This window comes from Acidovorax sp. LjRoot118 (assembly GCF_964253575.1).
Taxonomy (GTDB): Bacteria; Pseudomonadota; Gammaproteobacteria; order Burkholderiales; family Burkholderiaceae_C; genus Acidovorax.
This window is the reverse complement of record NZ_CAXURB020000001.1, coordinates 3,802,151-3,827,418: the sequence shown is the minus strand read 5'-3', so window position 1 is coordinate 3,827,418 and position 25,268 is coordinate 3,802,151. Positions and strand designations below refer to the sequence as shown.

The window sequence follows — 25,268 nt, the reverse complement described above, 5'->3', positions numbered from 1 at the left end:
CCCCTTCGTACGGCCCTGGGTCCGCAAGCGGTACCATCGCCCATGAGAAAAATTTTCCAACTACATGTCGAAGGCAAGAATCCGGACCGGGTTCTGGAGTCCGTCAAGCACGATATCCGCAAGTACATCAAGCGCGAACGCCGCCGTGACATCCCCGAAGGCGCGGACTTCTGGGACTTCGATTGCCAGTTCGGCGCCACCAAGGAAGCCGCCACGGTGGTGCACCTGTCGGCCCTCACCGGCCTGATCAACGGCGTGGTGGCCGAGGGCGGCAAGCAGTTCTACGTCGAGATCCTGGCCAAGCCCGGCAAGCGCACGGCGCGGCCTGCAGGTGCGCGTGACGAGGATGCTGCCAACGACGGCATGGGTGCCGAAGACGACGACAGCGAAGACTGACAACCTGGCGGATGCGGGCTTGTGCCCGACCCACCGACCCACCGGCTTGCCTTTCACGGGGCACGCCGGTTTTTTGTTGACCGGCCGGGTCTGCCCTTACTCCGGCTTGGGGGGCTTCTTGCCCACAGGGCGTGCGGCTTCGGCAGCCACCTCGGCCTCGGCTTCTGCCGCTGCGGCGCGCAGCTTGTCCTTCTTGCTCGGGCGGCGGCCCTTGATGCCGCCGGTGCCGGGCTCCCCAGGGGCTGCCGGGGCAGGGGGCGGGGCCACCTCGGTGGGCTCGAAACCGGCAATCACCTCCAGCGGCAGCGCCAGCCCCTGGCGCTTTTCTATCAGGCGGAAGTGCGCCGTGGCGTCGGGCGTGACGAAGGTCACGGCCACGCCGCTCTCGCCCGCGCGGCCGGTGCGGCCGATGCGGTGCACGTAGTCGTCGGCCGAGCGCGGCAGGTCGTAGTTCACCACCGCAGGCAATTGGGCAATGTCGATGCCGCGCGCAGCCAGGTCGGTGGTCACCACCACCTGCCAGCGCTCGTCCTTGAACTCCTGCAGCACCTGCTTGCGCGCGCCCTGGCTCAGGCCGCCGTGGAAGGGGCTGGCGAAGATGCCGGCCTTGTACAGCTTTTCGGCCACATGCTCGGCCGCGTACTGCGTGGCCACGAAGACCAGCACGCGCGTCCACCCGTGCTCCTTGAGCAGGTGGCGCAGCAGCTGCGTGCGGCGCTTGTCGTCCACCGCTATGGCGCGCTGCGCAATGTCGGGGGTGTGGTCTGGCGTGGGCGCAATCTCCACCCGCAGCGGCTGGTGCAGCAGGCCATCGGCCAGCGCCTGCACCGGGGCGGCGAAGGTGGCCGAGAAGAACAGGTTCTGCCGCTTGGCCGGCAGCAGGGCCAGCACGCGCTGCAGCTCCTCGGCAAAGCCCAGGTCCAGCAGGCGGTCGGCCTCGTCCAGCACCAGATGGGCCACCTTGCCCAGTTGGATGGCGTTGTGCTCCACCAGGTCGAGCAGCCGGCCCGGCGTGGCCACGACGATGTCGGCCCCGCCGCGCAGGCCCATCATCTGCGGGTTGATGGACACGCCGCCGAACACCACCGCCACCTTGGGCGGCTGCTGCAAATGGCCTGCCAGGTCGCGCAGCACCTCGCCCACCTGGGCCGCCAGCTCGCGCGTGGGTACCAGCACCAGGGCGGTGGCGTGGCGTGACGCCTGGCCGGTGGTGCCCAGCTGCACCGCCTGCAGCAGCGGCAGCCCGAACGCCGCCGTCTTGCCCGAGCCGGTCTGCGCAATGCCCAGCAGGTCCTGCCCGTTCAGGATGGCGGGGATCGCCTCGGTCTGGATGGGCGTGGGCACCGTGAAGCCCACGGCCTGGGCGGCATGGGCGAGGGCAGGGGAGAGACCGAGGGCAGCAAAGGGCATGGGCAAGGCGGCCTGTGCACGGGGCACGGCCACGAAAGAGAAAGACAAATGGGGTGGGCGCAGCCCGCGCGCGGGCTGTCTGAATCCCCCGATTGTCCTGCATTCGCCTTTCAATGCATGCGGCGCAAGCGTACGACCGTTGAAACGGGCGTGGCCCAAGCCAGTGCCCCCGCGCAAGGGCCGCCCCGCCGCGCTGGGGGCGTCCCCCTCCCGCATTGCGCAGCAATGCGAGAGAGGGGTGAAGGCGCGAAGCGACACAGGGGGTGCTTCATAATTGCTTATGGCCATCCCCACCGATCCCTCCGTCATCACCCACGGCATCCAGCTCGCGGTGGCGCCCGTGTTCTTGCTCACCGCCGTCTCCGGAATGATCGGCGCCGTGGCCGGGCGGCTGGCGCGCATCATCGACCGTGCCCGCGTGGTGGAAGACCGCGCCCGCGCCAACAACGACCCCGAGTACACCGCGCGCGCCTATGCCGAGCTGGGTGACCTGCGCCTGCGCGGGCGCCTGGCCAACGGCTGCATTGCGCTGCTGACCTTCTGCGCCTTCCTCATCGGCATCACCATCATCCTGCTGTTCCTGGGTGAAACCTTCGACTACCAGGCCAACCGCCTGGCTATCGCCGGCTTCCTCGCCGGGGTGGCCTCGTTCCTGCTGGCGCTGGTGTGCTTTCTGGCAGAGACGGTGATGGCCACGCGGCTGCTCAACTTCCACATGCTGCAAAAGGAAATCGGCGCCAACCCCGCCGACACCCCGCTCATCGTGCGGGAGCCGAAGTAATGGCCCCCGCCCCCAAGAAGTCCCTGGCCGACCTGGGCAGCCTGGTCTATTCCACCGACACCGGCCGCATGTGCCCCGACTGCCGCCAGCCCATCGCCCAGTGCGTGTGCAAGGAGCTGGCCAAGGCGGCCGCAGTGCCTGCCGGCGACGGCATTGTGCGCGTATCGCGCGAGACCAAGGGCCGCGGCGGCAAGGCCGTTACCCTGGTCAAGGGCGTGCCGGTGGATGCCGCCGCGCTCGACCAGCTGGGCAAGCAGCTCAAGGCCGCCTGCGGCAGCGGCGGCACGGTGAAGGACGGAGTCATCGAAATCCAGGGCGACCACGTGGACCGCGTGATGGCCGCGCTGCAAAAGCTCGGCCACAAGGTCAAGCGCGCGGGCGGCTGAAGGAGCACCCGATGGATGCCGACAAGCTGCAGCGCCTGGTCACCACCGAGATGCCCTATGGCAAGCACAAGGGCACCTTGCTCGCCGACCTGCCTGCCAACTACCTCGGCTGGTTTGCGCGCGAGGGATTCCCGAAAGGGGAGCTGGGGCAGTTGCTGGCGCTGATGTATGAGATCGACCACAACGGGTTGTCGGATCTGCTGAGGCCGCTGAGGGGGCGGTGAGATATGGTGCGTCGGCGCGGTCCGTACCAGGGTGGATAGACCTCGCGCCTCGCTGCCTTCAGAATTCCCAGGCGACCCCCAACTGGCTGAAGGTTCGGCCATCGCCGTGTCCGAAGGCGGCCGAGGCCTTCACTCCTGCGGTGATCTCGTAACGCACACCGATGGCTTTGTCGGGGCGGGAATTGTGCGCGCCATGCACCTCCATCGTAAGCTGTGCCTTCTGCGTCAGCGGAATCTCGTAGCCGGCAGCCCAGGTCGCTGCAGTGCTGTGGGAGCCTTGAGCCTTGATCCGCCTCCCGCCCGCATTGAGGTGCAGCACATGCAAGTTCACCATCCTGTAGCTGGCCAGTCCGGTGACCGCGAACTCGCTCTCGGTAGAGTGCTCTGGCGTCACATCTTCCCGAAGGCGAGTCCCGCCCATGTCCAGTCGCGCCCCGAGGGACCAGCCCATTTCATTCTGAACGGGAACCCACTTCACCCCAAGAGCACGTCCATGGAATCTGGTGGATGGGCTGGTGTGGGAATCCCTGGATCGGCTTAGAGCCACTTCCATCTCCAGGTCCTTGGCAACGCCTGCGCCGAAGATCAGTTCCACCCCGGTGGTCTTGTCGTCCCTGGATATCACGCTCTCCAGTTTCATTGCGCCCTTGGAGAGGGTTCCCGCATCGTCCGTTGTCATGGGGGCTTCCGCATTCGCGGCAAACGCCGCTGCAATGCCGGAAATGGCGATGCACATACTGGCGATGTTAGATGGCTTTGGGGGAGAGTCAGGAAGTCTCATGAAGGATCTCTTCTTATAGGGGTGAAGTAGTGTGCTGGGCTGCCTGTCTGCCGCGCAGAGTCAGCACACGGAAGCCGCAACTGGCGGACCATTTCTGCAGGTCGGTTTCAAGGCCCAGCTTGCGTGGCTGGCCAGCGAAGCTCAATGCAGAAGCCAGCAGCGCACTCCGGCAACATGGCTCTGCCACCATGGGCGCGAGCGACCAGATCCGCCAGCACCAGGCCCAGGCCTCCCATGGCGCTGCCTTCGCCGTAGGCCTGATGTTGCAGCGAATCCTGCAGACTGGCTCTGTGCTCCGGCGTACAACCATCGCCATCGTCCTGCACCGTCAAAATGAAGTCATTGCCTTGCGTGGAAGCGGTAATCGCCACCTGGCTGGCATGGAAGCGGTGGGCGTTGTCCAGCAGATTCAACAGAGCAGCAGCCAGCAGGTCCGGGTCTGCAGCCACCACCGTGTCCGGGCGGACAGATATCGCCAGATCGTGAAAAGCCAGTGCTTTGATCAGTTGATTCAGGTCGATCGTCTGGCGCTGCGGCTCGATGCCGCTACGGAACATCATCAGCAATGCCTGCATGACGCGTCCGAGCCGCTTTGTGGCATCCCGGGCACTCACAAGACGCGGACGAACATTGTCTGGCGCCTCTTTGATGGCCATGGCCAGTTGCACATCGATACCTGCCACGGGCGTGCGCAAGGCATGTGCCGCGTGCGCGGTGAATGCGCGTTCGCTGATGATCCTCTGGGCCAGGCGCTGTCCCAGTTCACTGATCGATTGTTCTATTGGCATAAGCTCTTGCCTCGGTTCAGAGCGGGGCGTGGTCTCGGGCCTGAGGGGGTCGTAGCGCTGCACATCCCGGCTCAGTGTGCCGAGAGGACGCAGCTCCTGGCTGATTCGCCAGTTCATCAGCAGTGCAGACAGCAGGCTCATGGACAGGGCCGCCATCAGCGTGTAGAGCACCACCTCGCCGCGCACTTCGTCCCGTTCCTTTTTGCTTTGTGCCACCACCAGAAAATGTGTTGAGGCGTTTCTGAAGTCCGAGGTGTAGGCGCGCCATTGTCTATCTGCCGTCCAAGTAACCCTGTCCTGGGGCGCACGCTGCAAAGCCTGCGCGGGCGCTTTGTGGGAGCGGCTGCGGACTTCGCCTGTTGTGGCGTCCACGACCTGCCAGACCAGATGTTCCTCGTAGGCGAAGTGATTCTTGGCACTCTGATTGCCATAAATATGGTCCGGTTGATTTACCAGTGCGTGGTGGAATATTTCTGTCGCTTCCCGCAGTTCCTGGTCCATGAATTCGCCCATTTCATGGCCAATCACGAGCCACACGACGGCCGAGGTCATGAGTCCGAACGCCACGGACGTCCAGAGCAGGGACTGGACCAGTCGTGCCCGAATGGATGGCGGCCTTGAAGTGCGAGTGTCCATCGCGTCAGCTGGTTTGGACCGGGTTGGGAATCATGTAGCCCATTCCGCGTACCGTTTGGATCATCTCCTTGCCCAGCTTGCTTCGCAGCTTGAAGATGTGCACCTGCAGTGCATTGCTGGCCAGCTCACTGTCCAGACCCAGTACCAGGGATTCCAGTTCGGTGGCGGACACGGTGCGCCCGGTGCGAAGAATCAGCGCTTCCAAGACCGCCCATTCCCGGGCGGTCAGCTCCACCCGTTGGCCGTCGAGCCATGCATCCTTGTTCGAAAGACTGATTTCGACCCGGCCAAATATCTTGCGCGGAGTGCCTCCGGTGATCCTGCGGGACAGTGCACGCAACCGGGCGCTCAGCTCTTCGGGGGCAAACGGTTTGACGAGAAAATCGTCCGCGCCACTGTCCAGCCCATGGATGCGGTCACTCAGCAAGTCCCGTGCTGTCAGAACCAGGGCAGGTGTTCTGGCACCTCTGGTTCGGAGGCCGCGCAGCCATTCCAGTGCAGATCCATCGGGCAGGTTCCAATCCAGTAGCCAGGCGTCATAGGGCTCGCTGATCAGGCCCTTGGCTTGCGCGAGGGTCGTGCACCAGTCGACCAGGTAGCCGTCGTGTTGCAGAAAATCCCGCAAACCTGCGCCCAGGGTTCGATCATCTTCAAGAAGCAGCAAACGCATACCGGTCGTATTCCATCAAAAGTGCTGCTTGACGCCTGTGACCATGGCCCGCACAAGGTGGACCCGCTCGATGCGTCCCATCGCAATGGCCGCTGCGCCGTGCAGGCCTGCTGAAATCAGCAATCCATTGGCAAGCCATTCATGGAGTTCCATCAGCCATTCCTTGCCGAAGAACGCATCAGTGGTCTGCATCCATCCTGTCGCTCCCAGGGCCAGCACCAGCGCCATCAGTGCCAGCATCATCAGGGCTCCGAAGGGATTGTGCCCCTGGTAGGCCAGATGCTCCCCGCGTTTCAGGGCGCTCACATGCCGCGAGAGCCTGCTGGGCGTGGGGAAAAAGTCGCTGAACCGGGCATGCTTGGTACCGACGAAGCCCCAGATCAGGCGGGCCACAACCAGCGAGCTGGCGGTGTAGCCCACCCACTCATGGGCCGTCTTGCCATCTTCCAGGATGAACAGGTTCAAAATGACGCAAGCCACCAGGCTCCAGTGGAACAGGCGAACAAACGGATCCCAGACCTTGATGGCAGTGGATGCATGGGGTGCGGATGCAGCGGTCATGGTCAGCTCATTTCTTTGAGGGGATCGACTGTCAGGACGCGGTAGCCCGTCGTTTACTTTCGCTCCATCTCAGCGCCCGTTGCGGGATCAAAATAGATCTCGACCTTCTTGCCGGCTTTGTCCATGCCGTAGATCTCGTAGCACTTGCCCTTGCTGACCTTGAAGGTCCTGATCTGGTAGCCCTGCTTCTCCAGACCGGCCTTGAAGTCCGCTTCCTTCATCCATTTGTTTTCGGGAGCATTGCAGGTGGGGCCAGCGAAAGCGGATACGCAGCTGAGGGCCAGAACGAGAGCGGTGATATGCAGTTTCATGGGTTGCCTTCGGGGTTTCATGGGGGTTGATGTGTGGACCGACTGCCCACGAACTGCATTGGAAGCCGCCCACATTAAGTGGGGATGAAGTTCAGGTCCGCTGGTCGCTTTGCCCACAAAGGCCGGACGAGGCTGTGGCGCCGGGCAGTTCGCTGGCGGGTTTTTTCGAGCCGGTGCGCAGGGGCTTCTATCCACTGTTGGATGTGGAAATTCCGAGGCCCGTCAGTTCCTCACAGCTGCCCTGCGCAGTTTTGATGGGCATGCATTTGCGGGACCGTACACTGGATGACCGGCATCGCCGTCGATCAGTCCGGGAGGTACCGTGCTTTGATGCCGCTGCTGTGGCAGCTTCCGCATCGATCTGGGATTTTTCACTCGTCCTGACGGGGGCTTCGGCCCGAGCAAGGGCCTGGCGTTCACCGCTGTCGTCGGCTACGGGGGCATCGTGTCCCGCGTCTGCTGTTCACCGGCGGGGCGTATGTCCGCGTAGCAATGCGCTCATGAGGTCAACGGCCACAGCACCGGAAACAGCGCATGCTCCATCGGCGCCCCCTGCGGCAACTGCTCCACCAGCCCCGGAAAATCAGGCGATGTCTTCCAGCGCCGCGGCGCATGGGTTATGTCGTCGCCGATCATGCGCACCGAGAACACGCGGCGCCGGCGCCCGGGTTCCAGGCCGGCCGAGGCGTGCAGGGTCAACATGTTGAAGGCAATCGCGTCGCCGGGCTCCACGGCCCAGCCGCGGATGTCGTAGGCCGCGCGGTCGGCCTCGATGTCGGGCAGGTCGGCCAGGGCGCCTTCGGGGAACCACTTGGCCTCGTTGGTCATGAAGGTGCGCGGCATGAGCCAGGGGCCGCGGTGCGAGCCGGCCACCAGCTCCAGCGTGGAGGCGCGGGAGACAGGGTCGACGGGGATCCAGAAGCTCACGTTCTGGCTGCCCTCGATGTTGTAGTAGGGCTGGTCCTGGTGCCAGGGTGTGCGCTGGCGCGTGCCCGACTCTTTGGTGAGCATGTGGTCGTGGTACAGCCGGATCTGTGAGCTGCCCGTGAGCTTGGCCGCGATCTCGGGCAGGGCGGATTGCGAGATCACGTCCCAGTAGGCAGGTATCTCCTGCCAGTTGCAGAAGTCCTCGATGAAGAAGCCTGGATCGTCGGCGCGGCTGGCCACCTTGGCGCGCGGGCTGGGTGCGGCCAGGTTGGCGTCGATGCCCTCGCGCAGCCGCTCGACCTCGGCGGGGCGCAGCACCCCGCGCAGGCAGACCACGCCGTCGCGGGCAAACTTCTCGGCCATGGCGCTGGCGGGTGACTGTGCGTTGAATTCGCCGGGGTGGTTGGTGGGCATGGTGTTCGTTTCCTGGGCTGGTGCGGGCAGAATCAGTCTAAATTGGCCCGATTCAATCAAATACGCCTGTTCGGACAAGCGATCAAGGAAGCCAGACAAGATGAACAAGCCCAAGGCTGCCCGCAGGCCCTCCACGCAGGCGGCGATGCCGCCTCTGCTGTTCAAGGTGGTCCATCTGCAGCCCGGTGGTGCCGACCCGGCCGACAGCCATCCAGCGGGGCAGTTCGTCCATGCGCTGTCGGGCGTGATCGAGGTGGGCATGGGCGGGCAGGTGTTCCTTGCACCGCCGCAGTACGGCGTGTGGATACCGCCGCACCTGGAGCATGTGTCGAGCAACCGCCATGAGGCCAGCTACGCCACCGTCTATGTGGACGAGGCTCTGTGCGCCGCATTGCCGCACCAGCCCTGCACCATGGTCATCAGCCCGCTGATTCAAGCCGTGCTGGACACCTTGCACAGCCGCGGCATCGACGTGCCGCGCAGCGCCCCCGACCAGCGCCTGTTCGAGGTGCTGCTGGACGAGTTGCGCGTGGCGCCCAGCCACGACAGCTACCTGCCCACCTCGCAAGACCCCTTGCTGGGCCGCGTGCTCGACGCGCTGCAGGCCAGCCCCTGGGACGGCCGCTCGCTGGCCGAATGGGCGGCCACGGTGCACACCACTGAGCGCACCCTCGCGCGGCGCTGCGAGCGTGACCTGCACATGCCCTTTGGCGAATGGCGCCAGCGCCTGAAGGTGGTGCGCGGCATCGCGCTGCTGGAGGCCGGCCGTGCGGTCAAGGACGTGGCGCTGGAGCTGGGCTACAGCGCGCCCTCGGCCTTCATCGCCATGTTCCACAAGCAGTTGGGCATGACGCCGCAGGCCTATCTTCGGCAGAAGAAGGCAGGTTGATGGAACGCGCTCAGGTCTTCGCGGTGCTGTCGCTGGCGGCGCGCTTTTTCGGCGCGATGAACCCGGTGGACAGCCCCACGCCGCAGACGATGACGCCCGCGCAGACCAGCATCCACTGCGTGATGCTTTCATCGAGAAAGACCACCCCGTAGAAGGTGGCGAACACCGGCAGCAAAAACGTGACCGTGAGCGCGCGCGCAGGGCCCGCGCGCTCGATCAGGCGAAAGAACAGGAAGTACGCCACGCCCGTGCACAGCACGCCCAGCGCCAGGATGGCCAGCCAGGCCCGCAGCGAGGGCATGTGCTGGGGCCAGTACACGATGGCCGGCACGACGAGCAGCAGCGATGCGCCGATCTGGCTGCCGGTGGCCGTGGCCAGGGGTGGCACGCCGGTCAGGTAGCGGCGTGTGGCGCTGGCGGCGATGCCGTAGCACAGGCAGGCCAGCAGGCACGCGCCGATGGCCCACAGCGCGGCGTTGTTGCTGCCCGTGCCATCGCCATGGCGCAGCCCGGCATTGCCACTGGCCAGCATGACCACGCCCGTGAAGCCGATGGCCAGACCCACCAGCCGCCAATTGTCCGGCCGTTCGCGGAACCACACCCAGGCCACCAGGGCCCCGAACATTGGGGCCGTGGCATTGAGCACCGCCGCCAGGCTGCTGTTGATGGTGAGCAGCGCAAAGCTGAACAGCGCAAACGGCAGGCCCGAGTTGAAGACACCGATGCCCATGGTGGCGCGCCAGTGCTGCACCAGCGCAGCCCCTTGGCCGCGCAGCATCATCAGGGGAAATAGGAACAGGGCGCCGATGCTGACCCGGGCCGCAGCGGTGGGCAGCGCCCCGAACTCGGCGGCGCCCATGCGCATGAACAGGAAGGACGCACCCCACAGCGCTGCCAGCAGCACGAGGTCGATCACCCAGGCCTTGGTGTTGCTGCTGTTGTTGTTTGTCTGTTGCGGGGCCGGGGGCGTTGTTGTGGTCATGGGGGTCGCTTGTTGCGCAGGCTTTGTCTGGAGGGCCTGCGTGCGATTGGGCGCCAGATCGGCGGTGTCATTGATGCTGTTTTTTCACCAATGGCGGATGGTTTGTTCATCAATCAACAAAGGCGTGAAGTGTGAAATAGATCACATGCATTCTTTGGGGCCGGGGCTATGATTTATTGGTCGACCCGCTGTGGTCGGCTCCTCCCCCTTGTGCAAGCAAGTTGCCCGCCTTCGTGCGGGCTTTTTTTGTTCCTGTGGATGCGTTGGGTGTTTTACGGCTTTTCGGTGCTGGTTGCTGTGTGCATTTGTGGAGGGCGGGGGCCGGGGTGTGCGCCCGGCGGCGCAGTAACTTTCTCTTGCGTCGCCAAGAGAAAGTCACCAAAGAGAAGGCGACCCCCAGTCTGCGTCCCCCATCGCCCTGTCGGGCGATGGGGGCAACCTGCGATGCTCGGATCTGGGGTGGGCGTCGCTGAACTCGCGCCGTTCCCCCTGCGGGTGAACTCTGCTCAAACAGCAGCGACGAGCCAGACGACGAAGCGTGTGTGTCCTTCGGCACACACGCCCACCCCAGCTCCTGCGCTTCTCGGCGCAGCCAGCAGGGGTGGGGAGCGGGGACAAAGACGGCTGCTGCTGCGCAGCTGCGCCTGGGGGTCGGGGACGCGCGCGAGGCGCGCTGCCGACGAGACTGGCGCGATCGCTCTGCCCAGGCCGAGCGAAGCAATGGCCCGTGTGGAGCCCGCTCCCACCCCCTTCTGACCGTGCCGAGAAGCGCAGGGCCTGGGGTGAGCGCGTGCCGAAGGACACGCGCATCGTTGTCTGGCTTGCCGCAGCTGTTTGAGCGGAGTTCGAAGAACGCAGCGAGTTCTGCGGCACACCCCAGGCCCGAGCATCGCAGGCTGCCCCCTCGCCTCCGGCGAGGGGGACACGGGCAGCGGGGTCGCCTTCTCTTTGGTGACTTTCTCTTGGCGACGCAAGAGAAAGTTACTGCGCCGCCGGGCGCACACCCCGGCCTCCGCCCTCAACCAAGGCAAGCAGCAACAACAACAACCACCACCACCGTGTCACAACGTCCCGCAAGCGAGATGAAGAAGCGATGGCAGGCGGTGACGGATGCGGGCGCACAGCTCGATTGACGAGCCCGTGCACCGTTGCAGCTCACACCGGCGTCTTGAACGACTCCCAATACTCCATCACCTTGAGCACGCTGCGCAACTGAGCCGTCGGCATGGTCTGCGTACCCCAGGTGGCCTGCCGCCCCGCAGTCTCGCCCATGATCCAGAACTGCCGCACGGCCAGAAAGGCGGCAATCGCTTCGACGTCTGCCTGGGCCAGCGGGCGCACGCTGCGGTAGCCTGCCAGGTAGTGGCGCCAGCGCGTGAGCCCTGCCTCGTCGAGCATACCGTCCACCTTGCGCGGCAGGTTGTTCCACAAATAAACACACAGCTCATAGGCCAGCAGACCAGGACCGGTGTCGTCGAAGTCGAAGAACGAGGCCACGCGGGTGCCATCCGGCCCATCGCTCATGAAGTTGTTGGCGCCGTGGCAATCGCCATGGCATGCCACGCGGGTGAGCGTGGGCCGCAGGGCGGTGATGCGCGCGTCCAGGCGCCCGGCCAGAGCGCTGTAGTCGGCGCGCAGGCCATCGTCCATCGCGGGTGCCGCACACAGTTGCTGCAGCGGCGCGCGCAGCAGGTCGGGCAGATCGAGCTGGTACAGGCTGGGCGGGCCCGCGTAGCCCTGCGCCAGTTCATGCAGCAAGGCCAGGCCCCGGCCCGTGGCCTCGGTGTCCGGCACCGACTCGCCCGGCCACTCGCCCGGGAGGTGCTCGAACAGCACCAGCGGGCGCGGCCCCTCGGGCAGCGGCAGGGCTATGCTGGCTGCTCCATCGCGCGCGGCCAGGGGTGCCGCGACAGGGGCGCCTGCGGCCTTCAGGTGCCAGAGCATCGCCGTCTCGTAGGCCGTATTGGGTGCGCCGCGCGGGCGGTCGGCGCACAGCCGCGCCACGGCCTGCCGGCCATCGGCAAAGCGCAGCTCGTACACCTGGTTGAAGCCGCGCCGCATCAGCACGCAGTGGGCCACGTCGCCCAGGGCGTAGTGCGCCATCACAGCGCGGGCGAGGCCGCTGCCCGTGGGGGTGGACTGGGCGATGTCGATGGTCGTCGGGGCGGTCATGGGGCAGGGCCTGTGGCGTGGAGGGCCGGGGATTCTGCCTGAAGTCGCAGCGGAGGTCTGTTGCAGGATTGCGCTGCCGTGGGTTGGGTGACAAGATCGCTAGAGCCTTACTGCCTCCAACTCAATCAGCTTGCCAATGCCTCTGTATACCTACGTCATTGCATTCAAGGGCGCGACCCACATCGCGCAGAGCAGCCACAGCAACTTTCGGGGATTCATTTCCTGGGTTGATGCGGTGCCGAATCTGGGCCCAGCGCTCAAGAAGCAACTGGCCGAAAAAGCATATCGGGGCGATTTCACTGCGGTTGACAACAAGAAGCACGTCTGGCGAAAGTCAATTGACCTCGATGGTGCCGAGATGGTTGTGCACGCTGTACAGACACAGCCGTAGCGCTGAAAGTGCGCTGGAGATGGCTGCCGCCGCTGCTGGCATCGTGCTTCAGAAAACACTCCCCACCACCGCAAAATCCGCCTCCCGCACCGCCATCTCCCGCAGCGCCCCCACCAGGGGCCGCAGGTCATCGCGCCGGTGGTGCAGCGCGTAGCCCAGCAGCCCCAGCGGCACCGGGCTGGGCAGTTCCTGCAACACCCCGCGCTCGAACAGCGCCCGCGCCCAGCCCTGCGGCAGAAGGCCGATGCCGCCACTGTGCGCCAGCAGGCCAGCGATGGCGCCCCAGTGGTTGCAGTGAAGGCGGCGGGCGGGTTGCGCGCCGGCCTGGCGCAGCCACTCGTCGATGAGGTGCGTGACGCCCGAGCCTGGCGGCAACGTCACGAGCGGGTGTATCTGTAGCGCAGCGGCATCCATGGCGACCACGCTGGTTGCCACCTCGGGCCGCGCACACCAGGTGAAGGCTGCCTGCGTGATGGGCAGGGAGGTGAGGGCGCTGCGGCTCGCGGGCCCGGCGATCACGGCCACATCCAGCTCGCCCTTATCCAACCGCTCGGCCAGGGCTGCGCCCACATCCACATGCACGCTCACCTCCAGGTCGGGGTGGGAGCTGGCGATGGCCGCCACCAAGTGCGGCAGCCAGGTCATCGCGGTGAGTTCGCCCACACCCAGGCGGCAGGGGCCGCGCAGGCCGGTGGTGGCGCCCATGGCCTGGTGCACCAGGTCGGCCTGCTGCAGCAGGGCGCCGGCCAGGGGCACCAGGCGCGTGCCGGCCTCGGTCAGCGCGGCGCGGTGGCCGGCGCGGTCGAACAGCACCTGTCCCAGCGATGCCTCCAGTTCGGCGATGCGCTTGGACAGGGACGAAACCGACAGGTGCACGCGCTCTGCGGCCAGGGCAAAGCTGCTGCAGGTGGCGGCCCAGTAGAAGGCTTCGAGTTGCTTGAGCGTCATGGATTTTGTTTCTATTTAGCGAACAAAGTGATTCTTCTAAATTCGCTTTCTTGCGGAATACTAATGCTAGACACTGTCTTTCAGTCCTCATTTCCATGGAACTCCAGCGATGTCCACTTCTGCCGCCCCCGCCATCAACCCCTGGCAAGCCTTCGACGGCACGCGCCGCAGCGGGCGCACGCGCGACCTGCTCTCGCTCGGTGATTTCGAGGCCGCAGCCCGCCGCGTGCTGCCGCGCCCGATCTTTGGCTACATCGCCGGCGCGGCCGAGGACAACCGCGCCCTGGCCGACAACCGGCAGGCCTTTGACGAACTGGCGCTGGTGCCGCGCGTGCTGTGCAACGTGGCGCAGCGCGAGCAGGGTGTCACGCTGTTCGGCACCCGCTACGCCAGCCCCTTCGGCATCGCGCCCATGGGCATCGCGGCGCTGTCGGCCTACCGGGGCGATGTGGTGCTGGCGCGGGCTGCAGCAGCAGCGGGCATTCCGGCAGTGCAAAGCGGCAGCTCGCTGATCCGGCTGGAGGAGGTGATAGCGGCCGCGCCAGGCACCTGGTTCCAGGCCTACCTGCCCGGCAAGCCCGAGCGCATCGATGCGCTGCTGCAGCGCGTGGCCGCAGCCGGGGTGCAGACCCTGGTGGTCACGGTGGACATCCCCGTGGCGGGCAACCGCGAGAACAATCTGCGCGCGGGCTTTTCCACCCCGCTGCGCCCCGGCCTGCGCCTGGCGTGGGATGGGCTGGTGCGCCCGCGCTGGCTGGCGGGCACCTTGCTGCGCACGCTGGCGCGCCATGGCATGCCGCATTTCGAGAACTCGTTCGCCGAGCGGGGTGCGCCCATCCTCTCGTCGCGCGTGCAGCGTGACTTTTCCGGGCGCGACCACTTCGACTGGAGCCACATCGCCCGCATCCGCAGCCAGTGGCGCGGCGCCCTGGTGGTCAAGGGCATCCTCAGCCCGGCCGATGCAGCGCTGGCGCGCCAGCACGGGGTGGACGGCATCATCGTCAGCAACCATGGTGGCCGCCAGCTCGATGGTGCGGTGGCCCCGCTGCGCGTGCTGCCCGCCATTGCCGAGCAGGCCGGCAGTGCCATGGTGGTGATGCTCGACGGCGGCATTCGCCGCGGCACCGACGTGGCCAAGGCCCTGGCACTGGGCGCGCAGGCCGTGTTCGTGGGCCGCCCGTTCAACTACGCCGCCGCCGTGGATGGCGAGGCCGGCGTGGCCGCTGCCATCGGCCTGCTGCGCGCCGAGCTGGACCGCAACCTGGCCATGCTGGGTGTAAGCGCATGCTGCGAACTGGGCCCGCAGCACCTGATGGACCGGCGGGCGCCCTGGTCTCTGAACGGCGCTGGTCCCGCGCTTGCGCCCACGCCTGCGGCTACTGCTTCGTGAGGCCCAGCCTGCGGATGATGTCACCCCACTGGTCGTAGGTCGCGCGCGTGAGCTCTGCCAGCGCGGCGGGGCTCGACGATTCGGCCTCGTAGGCGCCCTGGCGGAAGAAGTCGCGCGTGACCGGCATCGCCAGCACCTGGGCCAGCGCGGTGTTGAGCCGCTCGAGCACCGGCGCGGGCATATGGGCCGGCCCGTAGAAGCCCAGCCAGCTCGGCATGTCGATGCCGCTCACGCCCTGCTCGCCCATGGTGGGCACGTCGGGCAGCATGGGGCTGCGTTTGGGCGCGGCCACCGCCAGCATGCGGACCTTGCCGGTGGCGGTGTTCTGGATGGCGTTGGGCGCCGCGTCGAAGTAGAACTGCACGCGCCCTGCGAGAAAGTCCTTGGCTGCGTCGGCGCCGCCCTTGTAGGGCACGTGCACCGCATCCAGCCCGGCCTGGCGCACGAAGGCCTCGCCGTAGATGTGCGACGAGGTGCCAGTTCCGAAGGAGGCGTAGCCCGTCTTTCCCGGGTGGGCCTTGATGTAGGCCACCAGCTCCTGCACGGTGCGCGCCGGTACGCTGGCATGCACGGTCAGCACCAGCGGCCCGCGCGCACCCAGCGAGATTGGCGTCAGGTCCTTGAACGGGTCATAGCGCACGTTGGCCAGCGTCTGCGGGTTCTGCGCCACCACGGAGGAGGGCGCATACATCATGGTGTAGCCGTCGGGCGCGGCGCGGATCACTTCCTCAGTGGCCAGGATGAAGCTCGCGCCGGGCCGGTTCTCCACGATCACCGGCGTCTGCAGCACCTCGCCCAGCTTGTTGGCGACAAAGCGCGCCTGCGCGTCCGATGCGCCGCCCGCCGCCAGGCCCAGCACGATGCGGATGGTGCGGCCCTTGGTGGGGAAGGGCTCGGCTGCCAGCGAGGCCAGCGGCGGCAATGCGATGCCGAGCGTGCCGAGCGCCAAGCCGTTGACGAGGCGCCTGCGGTGAAGATGGAATGGCATGCCGCTCATTGCTTGGCCAAGCCGACTTGCTGCACCATCGCGCCCCATTGGTCGTAGGTGGTGCGCGTGATGTTGGCAAACTCCTGCGGCGTGGTGGCGCCGGCCTCGTAGCCGCCGTTGCGGTAGAAGTCGCGCACCTGCGGCATGGCCAGCACCTGCGTGAGCGCGGTGTTGAGCTTCTCGACCACGGCTGGCGGCATGCGGGCCGGCCCGTAAAAGCCCAGCCAACTGGGCAGGTCGAGCCCCGCATAGCCCTGCTCGGCAAAGGTGGGTACCTCGGCCAGAGCGGGGATGCGCGCACTGGCCGCCACGGCCAGGATCTTCACCTTGCCTGTGCCCGCCGTGATGATGGCCGACGAGGCCGAGTCGAACATGTACTGCACACGCCCGCCGATGAGGTCCTTGGCCGCGTCGGAGCCGCCCTTATAGGGGATGTGCACCGCGTCGATGCCGGTCTTCTTCACGAAGGCCTCGCCGTAGATGTGCGACGAGGTGCCCGCGCCAAACGAGGCATAGCTGACCTTTCCGGGGTTGGCCTTCACGTAGGCGACCAGTTCCTTCACGTTGTTCACCGGCACGCTGGTGCTCAGCGACAGCACCAGCGGCCCGCGCCCGCCCATCGAGATGGCCGTGAAGTCCTTGAACGGGTCGTAGGGAACCTGGGCGAAGGTGTGCGGATTCTGCGCCATGGTGGACGAGGGCGCGTACATCAGCGTGTATCCGTCGGCCGGGGCGCGCGCCACCTCGCTGGCCGCCAGCATGGTGCTGGCGCCGGGCCGGTTGTCGACGATCACGCTGGTGCCCAGCACCTCGCCCAGCTTCTGCGCCACGATGCGCGCCTGCGCGTCGGTGCCGCCGCCGGCTGTGAAGCCCACGACGATGCGGATGGGTTTGCCGCGCGCCGGAAAGTCCTGCCCCATGGCCTGCGGCGCAAGGCCCAGAAGGGCCGCAGCGCCGACGGCCAGGCCGAAGGCACGGCGTGTGCCGTGAAGTTGCTTCATCGTTGTCTCCTTGGTGTGTTGTTTATATTTTGATCTTTCAAATCATAAAAAGTCTATATAAGTCAGGGAAAACCCCGAATTAGAGCGTTTTATGTTTGACAAAATGGAAGATGAAATCATAATTCAACGAAACAGACCATCCAAGGCATTGATCCATGAAAACAGTCGTCCGCACCGACGAGCGCATCCTGTCCTCCGACATCTTCGACCGCGACAGCCGCACCAAGCGGCCTGACCATGGCAACTGGGCCGAGCCCGGCAAGAACATTCCGGTCTACCACCGCTGCGGCGTGCTGGTGGTCGGCGGCGGGCCTTCGGGCACGGCGGCTGCTGCAGCGGCAGCACGCGCCGGGGCCGACGTCGCGCTGCTCGAGCGCTACAACCACCTGGGTGGCCTGTCGACCGGCGGCCTGGTGATCTGGATCGACCGCATGACCGACTGGGAGGGCAAGCTCGTGATCCGCGGCTTCGCCGAAGAGCTGTTCGACCGGCTGCCGGCTGATGCCATTGCCGGCCCGGTGCGCGAGGACTGGGGCTCGCAGGATGCGGCCAAGGCCGCGCACTGGTCGCAGCGCACCGCCGCCTACCATGGCGTGGTCACCTGGTCGCCCACCATCGACCCCGAGCGGCTCAAGCTGCTGAGCCAGGAGATCGTGCTGGAGCGCAAGGTCAAGCTCATCTACCACTCGTGGGCCGCCATCCCCATCGTGCAGGACGGCGCCGTCAAGGGCGTGGTGTTCGAGAGCAAGGAAGGCCGCATGGCCATCATGGCCGACGTGGTGGTGGACGCCACCGGCGACGGCGACCTGTTCGCCCGTGCCGGCGCAGCCTTCGTGAACGACATCGAAGAGGCCGACGTGCACCACTGCATGAACACCTCGTGGCTGTTCGGCGGGGTGGACATGAACCGCTGGATCGAGTTCAAGGCCGGCCAGCCCGAGGCCTTCTCCGGCTTCATGGCGCGCGGGCGCGAGCAGCTCGGCCTGTTCGAGCGGCCCTTCGTCTCCTGGCGCAACGATGTGGCGCTGTTCATGGGGCCGCGCCAGTCGGGTTACTCGGCCCTGGACGTGGACGACCTTACCGCCGTGGAAGTGCGCTCGCACCGCGCGATGGCGGCGCACCTCGACTACTTCCGTGCCCATGCACCTGGCTTTGAGGATGCCTTCCTGATGCTCAGCGCGCCGCAGATCGGCGTGCGCCATGCGCGGCGCCTGACCGGTGTGGGCGCGGTGCTGCGCAGCCAATGGCCCGATGGCGTGGCGCTGCCCGACGAAATCGGCGTGACGCCGGCGGTGTCGCCCAAGTTCCCGAACATCTCCATCCCCTACGGCGCGCTGGTGCCGCAGCAGCTTGACGGCCTGCTGGCCTGCGGGCGCCACATTTCGTGCGACCGCAATTCGCACGGCTTCATGCGCGAGATACCGCAGTGCTGGATCACCGGCCAGGCGGCGGGCGTGGCGGCGGCCCTGGCATCGCAGGGCGGCATCGCGCCGCGCGCCGTCGACGTGGGGGCGCTGCAGTCCGCGCTGCTGGCGCAGGGCGTGTACCTGCGCCCCGGAGCCGGGCAGGGCGCGCAGGCGCCAGCCGCCGCCGAAGCCGCCGACGCCTGAATGTTTTGCCATGCGCCCGCCCGACCTCCTTTCGCCAGCCTCTACATTGCAGAGTCTTGCAAAGGGTTCTTCCATGTCCACTGACAAAAACGACGCCTCCCTGTCCGCCGCCGAATCCGCCGATGCGCGCGGTGACCGTTCCGACACCGTGAGCGCGCTGGAGCGCGGCATTTCGGTGCTGCGCTGCTTCAGCGAAGAGCGCCCGGTGCTCGGCCATGCCGACATCGCGCGCATGACCGGTATCCCGCGGCCCACCATCAACCGGCTGGTCGCCACACTGCTCTCGCTGGGCATGCTCAAGGCCGCGCAGGCGCCCGACCGCTTCATGCTCGGGCCAGGCGTGGTGTCGCTGTCGCGCGTCTTCCTGGGCAGCCTGGATGTGCGCGCCGCGGCACGCCCGAGCATGCAGGCGATGGCGGAGGAAGTGGGTGCATCGGTCTACCTGGCGATACGCGACGGCATGGAGATGGTGCTGATCGAGGCCTGCCGGCCGCGCTCGTCGATGCTTTCGGCGCGGCTCGATGTGGGTTCGCGCGCGCCGCTGGCCAACTCGGCCCTGGGCCGGGCCTACCTGTCGGCCCTGCCCGAGGCACAGCGCAACCAGCTGGTCGACTCGATGCGCCTGCTGCGCGGGCCCGAGTGGGACAGCATTGCGCCCGGCATGAACCGCGCCATCGGCGAAGCCCGGCGCCTGGGCTACTGCCTGTCGCTGGGCGAATTCCACCGCGAGATCAATTCGGTGTCGGTGCCCCTCATCGGGCCCGACGGCGAGGTGATGGCGCTCAACGGCGGCGGCGCGGGCTTCGTCTTCACCGAAGAGCGCCTGCGCAACGAACTGGCACCGCGCCTGCACGACATCGCGCTGACCATAGCGCGCGACATCGGGGGCCATGTGCCCACCCCTTTGCCGGGATAGCCCGGCACCCCACGACAACAAAAGAACGGAGACACGGGCCATGTACCTGAGCGATGAAGAACAAGCCATGATGGACGGCCGCGACGGGCCGGCCCTGCAGAAGGCGATGGACCTGCTGGTGCGCTACGGCGAGGCCCTGGGGGCCGAGCGCCTGGTGGAGACGCACAACGTCTGTGCCAGCATCACCTCGACCACACCCTTCCAGCGCGACTTCGCGCTCGCCAAGGGCGGCGGCATGGACGCGGTGTTCTCCGAGTTCAGCCTGGACAGCCAGGAGACGGTGAAGATCCCCAAGTTCAAGGTCTTCACCAGCCACCTGCAACTGGGCTTCGACCCCGGCCAGCCCGAGCGCATGGGCGTGAGCGAGGCGATCGTGAACTTCTACCACCAGAGCGAGCGTCACGCGGCGGGCCTGGGCGCGCAGATCATGAACACCTGCACGCCCTACCAAGTGGGCAACATCCCGACGCGCGGGGAGCATTGCGCGTGGATGGAATCGTCGGCGGTGGTGTACTGCAACTCGGTGCTGGGCGCGCGCACCAACACCGAGGGCCGCGAGAGCACCGGCGCGGCCATGCTCACCGGCCGCATCCCCTACTGGGGCTACCACCTGGACGAAAACCGCCTTGCCACGCACGTGGTGGAGCTCGACGTCGAGGTGGAATCGGTGCAGGACTGGGGCCTGCTCGGCTACTACATGGGCGAGCACGTGCAGGAGCGTGTGCCCGTGGTGCACCGCAAGGGCGGCATCGGCCGCGTGCCCAACCTGCCGCGGCTCAAGCACTTCGGCGCGGCGGCATCGTCCTCGGGCGGCGTGGAGATGTACCACATCGTCGGCGTCACGCCCGAGGCGCTGACCCTGGAGCAGGCCCTGGGCGGCCGCAAGCCGGTGCAGGTGCTGCGCTACGGCGAGGCCGAGCGCCGCGCCACCTACGAAAAGATCAACGCCACCGGCAAGGACGCCGAGGTTCAGTACGTCATGCTGGGCTGCCCGCACTACACCATCGAGCAGATCTGGGAGGCCGCGCAGCTCATCGAGGGCCGCAGGATTCACCCCGATTGCGAGCTGTGGATCTTCACGCCGCGCGCCATCAAGTCGCTGGCCGACCGCAATGGCTACACCAAGATCATCGAGGACGCGGGCGGCATCCTCATGACCGACAGCTGCTCGGCCATGAGCCGCGCCGTGCCCAAGGGCACGAAGACCGTGGCTCTCGACTCGGCCAAGCAGGCGCACTACCTGCCCGCCATCCTGGGCGTGCAGGCCTGGTTCGGCAGCACGGCCGAATGCATCGACGCAGCCTGCACCGGCCGCTGGAACGGAGGCCAGGCATGAGCGATGCAGTCGTCACCGAAACAACCATTGTCATCCGTGGCCGCAAGGTGGTGGGCGGCGTGGCCGAAGGCGAAGCGCTGGTCACGCGCGACCGCATCTCGGGCTGGGGCGGCATCGATCCGCGCACCGGCACCGTCATCGAGACCCGGCACGAACTGCGCGGCCAGAGCTTCGCGGGCAAGGTGCTGGTGTTTCCGGGGGCCAAGGGCTCGTCGGGCTGGTCGGCCATGTTCCACATGACGCGGCTCATGAACGTGGCGCCCGCTGCCTTTCTGTTCAACGAGATGACCACCAAGATGGCGCTGGGCGCCGTGGTCACGCACGCGCCATCGATGACCGACTTCGAGCGCGACCCGCTGGCCTGCATCGCCACCGGCGACTGGGTGCGCGTGGACGCCGACCGCGGCGTGATCGAGATCACCAAGAAAAACAACTCCGGAGACCGCCCATGACCCGCCCCCTGCGCAGCAACTTCCCGCGCGGCTCCTACCTCTGGTCGGTGCGCAACGCGCACTGGCGCGCGCTCGGCATCCCCGAAGAGGATTGCGAGAAGCCCAAGATCGCCATCGTCAACAGCTCCTCGGAGCTGGCCGCATGCTTCAGCCACCTGGACAAGGTGGCGGCAGAGATCAAGACCGCGATCCGTGCGGCGGGCGGAGTGCCTTTCGAGATCCGCACGGCCGCGCCCAGCGACTTCATCACCGGCGCGGGCGCACGTGGCGCCTACATGCTCGGTGCGCGCGACCTGGTGACCAATGACATCGAGGTCGCGGTCGAAGGCGCGCAGCTCGACGGCATGGTCTGCCTCACCTCGTGCGACAAGACCGTGCCGGGCCAGCTCATGGCGGCGGCGCGCCTGAACATCCCCACCTTGCTCGTGCCCTGCGGCTACCAGCCCAGCGGCGAGTACCGCGGCCGGCACATGGACATCGAGGAGGTGTTCATCGGCGCGATGCACGCGGTCACCGGCAACCTGCCGGTGGAAGAACTCGTGGGCATGAGCCGCGAGGCGATCCGCGGGCCGGGCGTGTGCTCGGGCCTGGGCACGGCCAACTCGATGCACATCGTCTGCGAGGCGCTGGGCATGGCCCTGCCCGGCAGTGCGCCGGTGGCCGCGCTGAGCACCAAGATGATGGACGACGTGCGCGCGGCCGGCGCACGCATCGTGCAGATGGTGCTTGATGACCTGAAGCCGCGCGACATCCTCTCGCCCGGCGCCTTTGCCAACGCGGTGCGGGCAGTGCTGTCCGTCGGCGGCTCGCTCAACACGGCCAAGCACCTGCAGGCCGTGGCGACCGAAGGGGAGTGCGGCGTCGACGTGTACGGCCTGTTCGAAAGCCTGGGCCCGACGACGCCGGTGCTGGCCGGCGTGCGGCCCATCGGCCACCATTCCATCGAGGCCTTCGAGGCCGCAGGCGGTTGCCGCGCACTCATGAAGCAGCTGGCGCCCCTGCTCGACACGGGCGCCCTCACCGTGACGGGCGGCACTGTGGCCGACAACCTGCAGGATGCCCAGGTGGCGGATGCCGAGGTGATCCGCCCCATCGACCGCCCGGTGGCGCCGCTGCCGGCCATCGTGCTGCTGCGCGGCAACCTGGCGCCCGAGTCGGGCCTGATCAAGACCGGCATCGTCGAGCGCAAGGTGCGCAGCTTCACCGGCCCGGCCGTGTGCTTCTGGACATCGGACGCGGCCATCGCGGCGCTCAAAAACGGCTCCATCGTGCCCGGGCAGGTGGTGGTGATGCGCGGCGCCGGTGCCTGCGGCGGCCCGGCCATGGGCGGCGGCGCATCGCGCGTGGTCTTCGCGGTCGACGGTGCGGGCCTGGGCGACCAGGTCGCCATCCTGACCGACGGGCACCTCTCGGGCCTGGTCTGCAAGGGCCTGGTGGTGGCCGAGGTATCGCCCGAGGCCGCGCTGGGCGGGCCCCTCGGGTTGGTGCGCGATGGCGACGTGATCACCATCGACCTGGATGCGCGCCGCCTGGACATCGCGCTCAGCAATGCCGAACTGCAGGCGCGCCGCGCCGACTGGCAGGCTCCCGCGCCGGCGTTCGACACCGGCTGGCTGCAGCAGTACCGGCGCAACGTGAGCCCGCTGTCCAAGGGTGCGGTGCTCGTGCGCACCTAAACTTTTTCCCCCCGGCTTTCGCCGACCGGTGCGGACCCCCGTCCGTCCCCGGTGGCGCAGCCCTGGGCGCAATTTTCGAGTGAGTTGTTCAACCCAGAGAAGAAAGAAGCAGGAGACAAAAACCATGAAGACGAAGCAACTGTGGATTTGTTCGGCCATTGCATTGGCCTCCAGCGCGGCGCATGCGCAATCGAGCGTCACCTTGTTCGGTGTGGCGGACCTCGGCGTCCAGTACACCAAGGGAGGGGGCAATGGCTCGGTCCGGGCGCTGTCCAACGGCGGGCTGTCGACCAGCCGCATCGGCTTTCGCGGCACCGAGGACCTGGGCGGCGGCCTGCGCGCGGGCTTCTGGCTCGAAGGCAGCCTGAACCCCGACTCCGGCACCGGCCGGGCCAGCAACACCAACAACCAGACCACGGGCGCGACCACTGCGGGGCCGCTCACCTTCGACCGCATGTCCTTCGTGAGCCTGTCGCACGAGCAGTTCGGTGAAGTCCGGCTGGGCCGCGACTTCATTCCCACGCACTACAACAGCATCTATTTCGACCCCTTCAATGCCAATGGCGTGGCACGGGCGGGCAACCTCACCTTCGCGGGGGTGGGCACCGGGCCCCTGCCCACGGCCATCACCGGCAGCAACACGGTGAGCTACTGGCTGCCGGGCAAGCTGGGCGGCTTGTACGGTATGGCGATGGCCGGCACCGGCGAGAACGCCTCCACTGCGGAGAACAGCGACGACGGCAACTTCGCAGGGGCCCGCCTGGGCTTTGCCTCGGGCCCGTTCGATGTCGCAGCAGCGGTCACGCGCTCGCACTTCAGCACCACCGCCGCCATCGGCAACTACACGCATGCCAACATCGGCGGTACCTGGGATGCGGGCTTTGCGAAGTTCTTCGCGCTCTACAACCGGGTCACGGTCAAGCTCGCTGCCGGCTCGGTGCGCAAGAACACGGCCGAGATCGGCGCCCACATGCCGGCAGGCGAGGTGGGCCGCATACGGCTGAGTTACGCCTACCTCGACGACCGCAGCGACGCAGGCCTGCGCACCGCCGGCGGCCTGGCGCGCAGCGGCGACGATGCGCGCCAACTCGGTGCCGGCTATGTGCACAACCTTTCCAAGCGCACGGCAATCTATGGCAACTATGCACGGATCTCGAACAACGGCGAGGCGCGCTATGTGGTCAGCGGTGGCGCGGCGCCGGCCGGCGGGCGCAGCTCGTCGGGCTGGGAGTTCGGCGTGCGGCACATCTTCTGAAAAGGGGCCGGCACATGCAACGCAGACACCTCATCACCCTGGCGGCCGGCGCGGCACTGCCGGCCGTGCAGGCCCTGGGCGCAGAGACCTACCCGGACAAGCCCCTGCGCCTCATCGTGGGCTTTGCGCCCGGCGGCGGCGCCGACGCGCTCACGCGCATCATCGCCGAGGGGCTTTCGAAGCAGCTCGGCCAGCAGGTGATCGTGGACAACCGCCCTGGCGCCGACGGCGTGCTGGCGGCGCAGGCCACATCGTCCGCCAAGCCCGACGGCTACACGCTGCTGATGGGCACCAACACCGCCATGGTGGCCGCCCCCACCTTGCGGCCCACGCCGCCCTATGACCCGTTCAAGGCCTTCACGCCGATCAGCTCGGCCGGGCAGTTCTCGATGTTCCTGGTGGTGCCGGCCAGCCTGCCCGTGAAGAACCTGAACGAGCTGCTGGCGCTGGTGGCGGCCAAGCCGGGGGAATACAACTCGGCGTCGAGCAACAGCGCCTCGGAGCTGGCCATGCTGCAACTGCTGGGCGAGCAGCGCAAGGTGGTCAACGCGCGCTACAAGGGCGACATGCAGGCCATGACCGACCTGCTGGGCGGGCAGATCCACATGATGTTCACCACCGGCACCCTGGCGCCGGGCTTCGTGAAGGAGGGGCGCATCCGCGCGCTGGCCACGCTGCTGCCGCAGCGCAGCGCCTTGCTGCCCGATGTGCCCACGGGCGCAGAGCTGGGGCTGGGCAAGCTCACCATCACGCCCTGGGCCGGCTTCTTCGGGCCGCCGGGGCTGCCGCAGGCCATCACCGACAAGCTGTCCAGAGAGCTGCAGAACACCCTGAAGCGGCCCGAGGTGCATGCGCAGCTGGTGCAGCAGGGCTTCGAGGGCTACGGCATGGGCCCCGCGAAGTTCGCCGAGTTCTTCCGCACGCAGTACGACGCCTTTGGCGCCACGGTGCGCCAGCACAACGTGAAGTTCGAGTAG

The 25,268-nt window shown here is 67.1% G+C and carries 26 protein-coding genes; 14 read left to right on the top strand and 12 right to left on the bottom strand.

Translation table 11 applies throughout. The features are described from left to right. Window positions 1-42 precede the first annotated feature (42 nt). Complete coding sequence (locus ACSQ9E_RS18130) at window positions 43-396, top strand: DUF6172 family protein (protein ID WP_428001654.1); 354 nt, start codon at window positions 43-45, stop codon at window positions 394-396. Window positions 397-492: 96 nt separating this feature from the next. On the opposite strand, the gene ACSQ9E_RS18125 is transcribed toward ACSQ9E_RS18130, so the two are convergent. Beyond that, window positions 493-1,806, bottom strand: coding sequence for a DEAD/DEAH box helicase (locus ACSQ9E_RS18125; RefSeq protein ID WP_057264315.1), 1,314 nt, complete (start codon window positions 1,804-1,806; stop codon window positions 493-495). 280 nt (window positions 1,807-2,086) lie between these two features. Here ACSQ9E_RS18125 and ACSQ9E_RS18120 point away from each other — a divergent pair, with 280 nt between their 5' ends. From ACSQ9E_RS18120 to ACSQ9E_RS18110, 3 genes are read left to right on the top strand one after another with little or no spacing between them, the layout of a single operon-like run. Continuing rightward, window positions 2,087-2,587: a DUF2721 domain-containing protein gene (locus tag ACSQ9E_RS18120; protein WP_057201092.1), complete on the top strand. Its 501-nt coding sequence runs from the start codon at window positions 2,087-2,089 to the stop codon at window positions 2,585-2,587. Further along, the gene (locus ACSQ9E_RS18115; RefSeq protein ID WP_436218730.1) at window positions 2,587-2,973 is read left to right on the top strand and encodes a translation initiation factor Sui1; all 387 of its coding nucleotides are present in this window, start codon (window positions 2,587-2,589) and stop codon (window positions 2,971-2,973) included. Before ACSQ9E_RS18120 ends, ACSQ9E_RS18115 begins: the two co-directional genes overlap by 1 nt. Window positions 2,974-2,984: 11 nt before the next feature. After that, window positions 2,985-3,197, top strand: coding sequence for a DUF3820 family protein (locus ACSQ9E_RS18110; protein WP_436218729.1), 213 nt, complete (start codon window positions 2,985-2,987; stop codon window positions 3,195-3,197). 58 nt (window positions 3,198-3,255) lie between these two features. On the opposite strand, the gene ACSQ9E_RS18105 is transcribed toward ACSQ9E_RS18110, so the two are convergent. The 6 genes from ACSQ9E_RS18105 to ACSQ9E_RS18080 all read right to left on the bottom strand — a co-directional run bounded on the left by ACSQ9E_RS18105 (window position 3,256) and on the right by ACSQ9E_RS18080 (window position 8,285). Further along, window positions 3,256-3,978: a hypothetical protein gene (locus ACSQ9E_RS18105; protein ID WP_436218728.1), complete on the bottom strand. Its 723-nt coding sequence runs from the start codon at window positions 3,976-3,978 to the stop codon at window positions 3,256-3,258. A 107-nt stretch (window positions 3,979-4,085) separates the two neighbouring features. Beyond that, the gene (locus tag ACSQ9E_RS18100; RefSeq protein ID WP_428001650.1) at window positions 4,086-5,318 is read right to left on the bottom strand and encodes a sensor histidine kinase; all 1,233 of its coding nucleotides are present in this window, start codon (window positions 5,316-5,318) and stop codon (window positions 4,086-4,088) included. Between the two features lie 88 nt (window positions 5,319-5,406). Next, window positions 5,407-6,072: a winged helix-turn-helix domain-containing protein gene (locus ACSQ9E_RS18095; RefSeq protein ID WP_057263716.1), complete on the bottom strand. Its 666-nt coding sequence runs from the start codon at window positions 6,070-6,072 to the stop codon at window positions 5,407-5,409. Between the two features lie 15 nt (window positions 6,073-6,087). Further along, the gene (locus tag ACSQ9E_RS18090) at window positions 6,088-6,633 is read right to left on the bottom strand and encodes a cytochrome b/b6 domain-containing protein (RefSeq protein ID WP_436218727.1); all 546 of its coding nucleotides are present in this window, start codon (window positions 6,631-6,633) and stop codon (window positions 6,088-6,090) included. A gap of 53 nt (window positions 6,634-6,686) precedes the next feature. Further along, window positions 6,687-6,944, bottom strand: a complete 258-nt coding sequence (locus ACSQ9E_RS18085) for a PepSY domain-containing protein (protein ID WP_057263712.1) — start codon at window positions 6,942-6,944, stop codon at window positions 6,687-6,689. A 498-nt stretch (window positions 6,945-7,442) separates the two neighbouring features. Next, on the bottom strand, window positions 7,443-8,285 hold the full coding sequence (locus tag ACSQ9E_RS18080; protein ID WP_436218726.1) for a phytanoyl-CoA dioxygenase family protein: 843 nt from the start codon (window positions 8,283-8,285) through the stop codon (window positions 7,443-7,445). A 100-nt stretch (window positions 8,286-8,385) separates the two neighbouring features. On the opposite strand from ACSQ9E_RS18080, the gene ACSQ9E_RS18075 reads away from it, so the two are divergent. Further along, window positions 8,386-9,174 carry an AraC family transcriptional regulator gene (locus ACSQ9E_RS18075; protein ID WP_436218725.1) on the top strand — a complete coding sequence of 263 codons (789 nt, stop codon included), beginning with the start codon at window positions 8,386-8,388 and terminating at the stop codon, window positions 9,172-9,174. 10 nt (window positions 9,175-9,184) lie between these two features. Here the strand turns inward: ACSQ9E_RS18075 and ACSQ9E_RS18070 are convergent, their stop codons facing one another. After that, window positions 9,185-10,156, bottom strand: coding sequence for a DMT family transporter (locus tag ACSQ9E_RS18070; RefSeq protein ID WP_436218724.1), 972 nt, complete (start codon window positions 10,154-10,156; stop codon window positions 9,185-9,187). 1,155 nt (window positions 10,157-11,311) lie between these two features. Beyond that, window positions 11,312-12,328, bottom strand: a complete 1,017-nt coding sequence (locus ACSQ9E_RS18065; RefSeq protein WP_436218723.1) for a phosphotransferase enzyme family protein — start codon at window positions 12,326-12,328, stop codon at window positions 11,312-11,314. A gap of 136 nt (window positions 12,329-12,464) precedes the next feature. Here ACSQ9E_RS18065 and ACSQ9E_RS18060 point away from each other — a divergent pair, with 136 nt between their 5' ends. After that, entirely contained in the window at window positions 12,465-12,719 is a 255-nt protein-coding gene (locus ACSQ9E_RS18060; RefSeq protein WP_436218722.1) for a hypothetical protein, read from the top strand. 48 nt (window positions 12,720-12,767) lie between these two features. On the opposite strand, the gene ACSQ9E_RS18055 is transcribed toward ACSQ9E_RS18060, so the two are convergent. After that, window positions 12,768-13,667, bottom strand: a complete 900-nt coding sequence (locus tag ACSQ9E_RS18055; RefSeq protein ID WP_436218721.1) for a LysR family transcriptional regulator — start codon at window positions 13,665-13,667, stop codon at window positions 12,768-12,770. A 109-nt stretch (window positions 13,668-13,776) separates the two neighbouring features. On the opposite strand from ACSQ9E_RS18055, the gene ACSQ9E_RS18050 reads away from it, so the two are divergent. Continuing rightward, complete coding sequence (locus tag ACSQ9E_RS18050; protein ID WP_428001642.1) at window positions 13,777-15,057, top strand: alpha-hydroxy acid oxidase; 1,281 nt, start codon at window positions 13,777-13,779, stop codon at window positions 15,055-15,057. Here ACSQ9E_RS18050 and ACSQ9E_RS18045 read toward each other — a convergent pair. Together ACSQ9E_RS18045 and ACSQ9E_RS18040 are read right to left on the bottom strand one after the other, a co-directional pair. Continuing rightward, on the bottom strand, window positions 15,044-16,054 hold the full coding sequence (locus ACSQ9E_RS18045) for a Bug family tripartite tricarboxylate transporter substrate binding protein (RefSeq protein ID WP_428001641.1): 1,011 nt from the start codon (window positions 16,052-16,054) through the stop codon (window positions 15,044-15,046). The genes ACSQ9E_RS18050 and ACSQ9E_RS18045 overlap by 14 nt on opposite strands. After that, complete coding sequence (locus ACSQ9E_RS18040; protein WP_436218720.1) at window positions 16,051-17,046, bottom strand: Bug family tripartite tricarboxylate transporter substrate binding protein; 996 nt, start codon at window positions 17,044-17,046, stop codon at window positions 16,051-16,053. Before ACSQ9E_RS18040 ends, ACSQ9E_RS18045 begins: the two co-directional genes overlap by 4 nt. A 155-nt stretch (window positions 17,047-17,201) precedes the next feature. Between ACSQ9E_RS18040 and ACSQ9E_RS18035 the strand changes: the two genes are divergently transcribed. The 7 genes from ACSQ9E_RS18035 (at window position 17,202) to ACSQ9E_RS18005 (ending at window position 25,268) form a co-directional block, all read left to right on the top strand. After that, a complete protein-coding gene (locus ACSQ9E_RS18035; RefSeq protein WP_436218719.1) occupies window positions 17,202-18,656 on the top strand; it encodes an FAD-dependent oxidoreductase in 1,455 nt (484 codons plus the stop codon). 73 nt (window positions 18,657-18,729) lie between these two features. Continuing rightward, on the top strand, window positions 18,730-19,572 hold the full coding sequence (locus ACSQ9E_RS18030) for an IclR family transcriptional regulator (protein ID WP_428001638.1): 843 nt from the start codon (window positions 18,730-18,732) through the stop codon (window positions 19,570-19,572). Between the two features lie 40 nt (window positions 19,573-19,612). Beyond that, window positions 19,613-20,908: an aconitase X gene (locus ACSQ9E_RS18025; RefSeq protein WP_436218718.1), complete on the top strand. Its 1,296-nt coding sequence runs from the start codon at window positions 19,613-19,615 to the stop codon at window positions 20,906-20,908. Beyond that, complete coding sequence (locus ACSQ9E_RS18020) at window positions 20,905-21,360, top strand: aconitase X swivel domain-containing protein (RefSeq protein WP_436218717.1); 456 nt, start codon at window positions 20,905-20,907, stop codon at window positions 21,358-21,360. The genes ACSQ9E_RS18025 and ACSQ9E_RS18020 overlap by 4 nt, the downstream gene beginning before the upstream one ends. Next, window positions 21,357-23,036 (top strand): dihydroxy-acid dehydratase, encoded by a 1,680-nt coding sequence (locus tag ACSQ9E_RS18015; RefSeq protein WP_436218716.1) that lies wholly within the window; start codon window positions 21,357-21,359, stop codon window positions 23,034-23,036. Before ACSQ9E_RS18020 ends, ACSQ9E_RS18015 begins: the two co-directional genes overlap by 4 nt. Before the next feature lie 124 nt (window positions 23,037-23,160). Next, the gene (locus ACSQ9E_RS18010) at window positions 23,161-24,291 is read left to right on the top strand and encodes a porin (protein ID WP_436218715.1); all 1,131 of its coding nucleotides are present in this window, start codon (window positions 23,161-23,163) and stop codon (window positions 24,289-24,291) included. Window positions 24,292-24,305: 14 nt separating this feature from the next. Beyond that, complete coding sequence (locus ACSQ9E_RS18005) at window positions 24,306-25,268, top strand: Bug family tripartite tricarboxylate transporter substrate binding protein (protein WP_428001633.1); 963 nt, start codon at window positions 24,306-24,308, stop codon at window positions 25,266-25,268.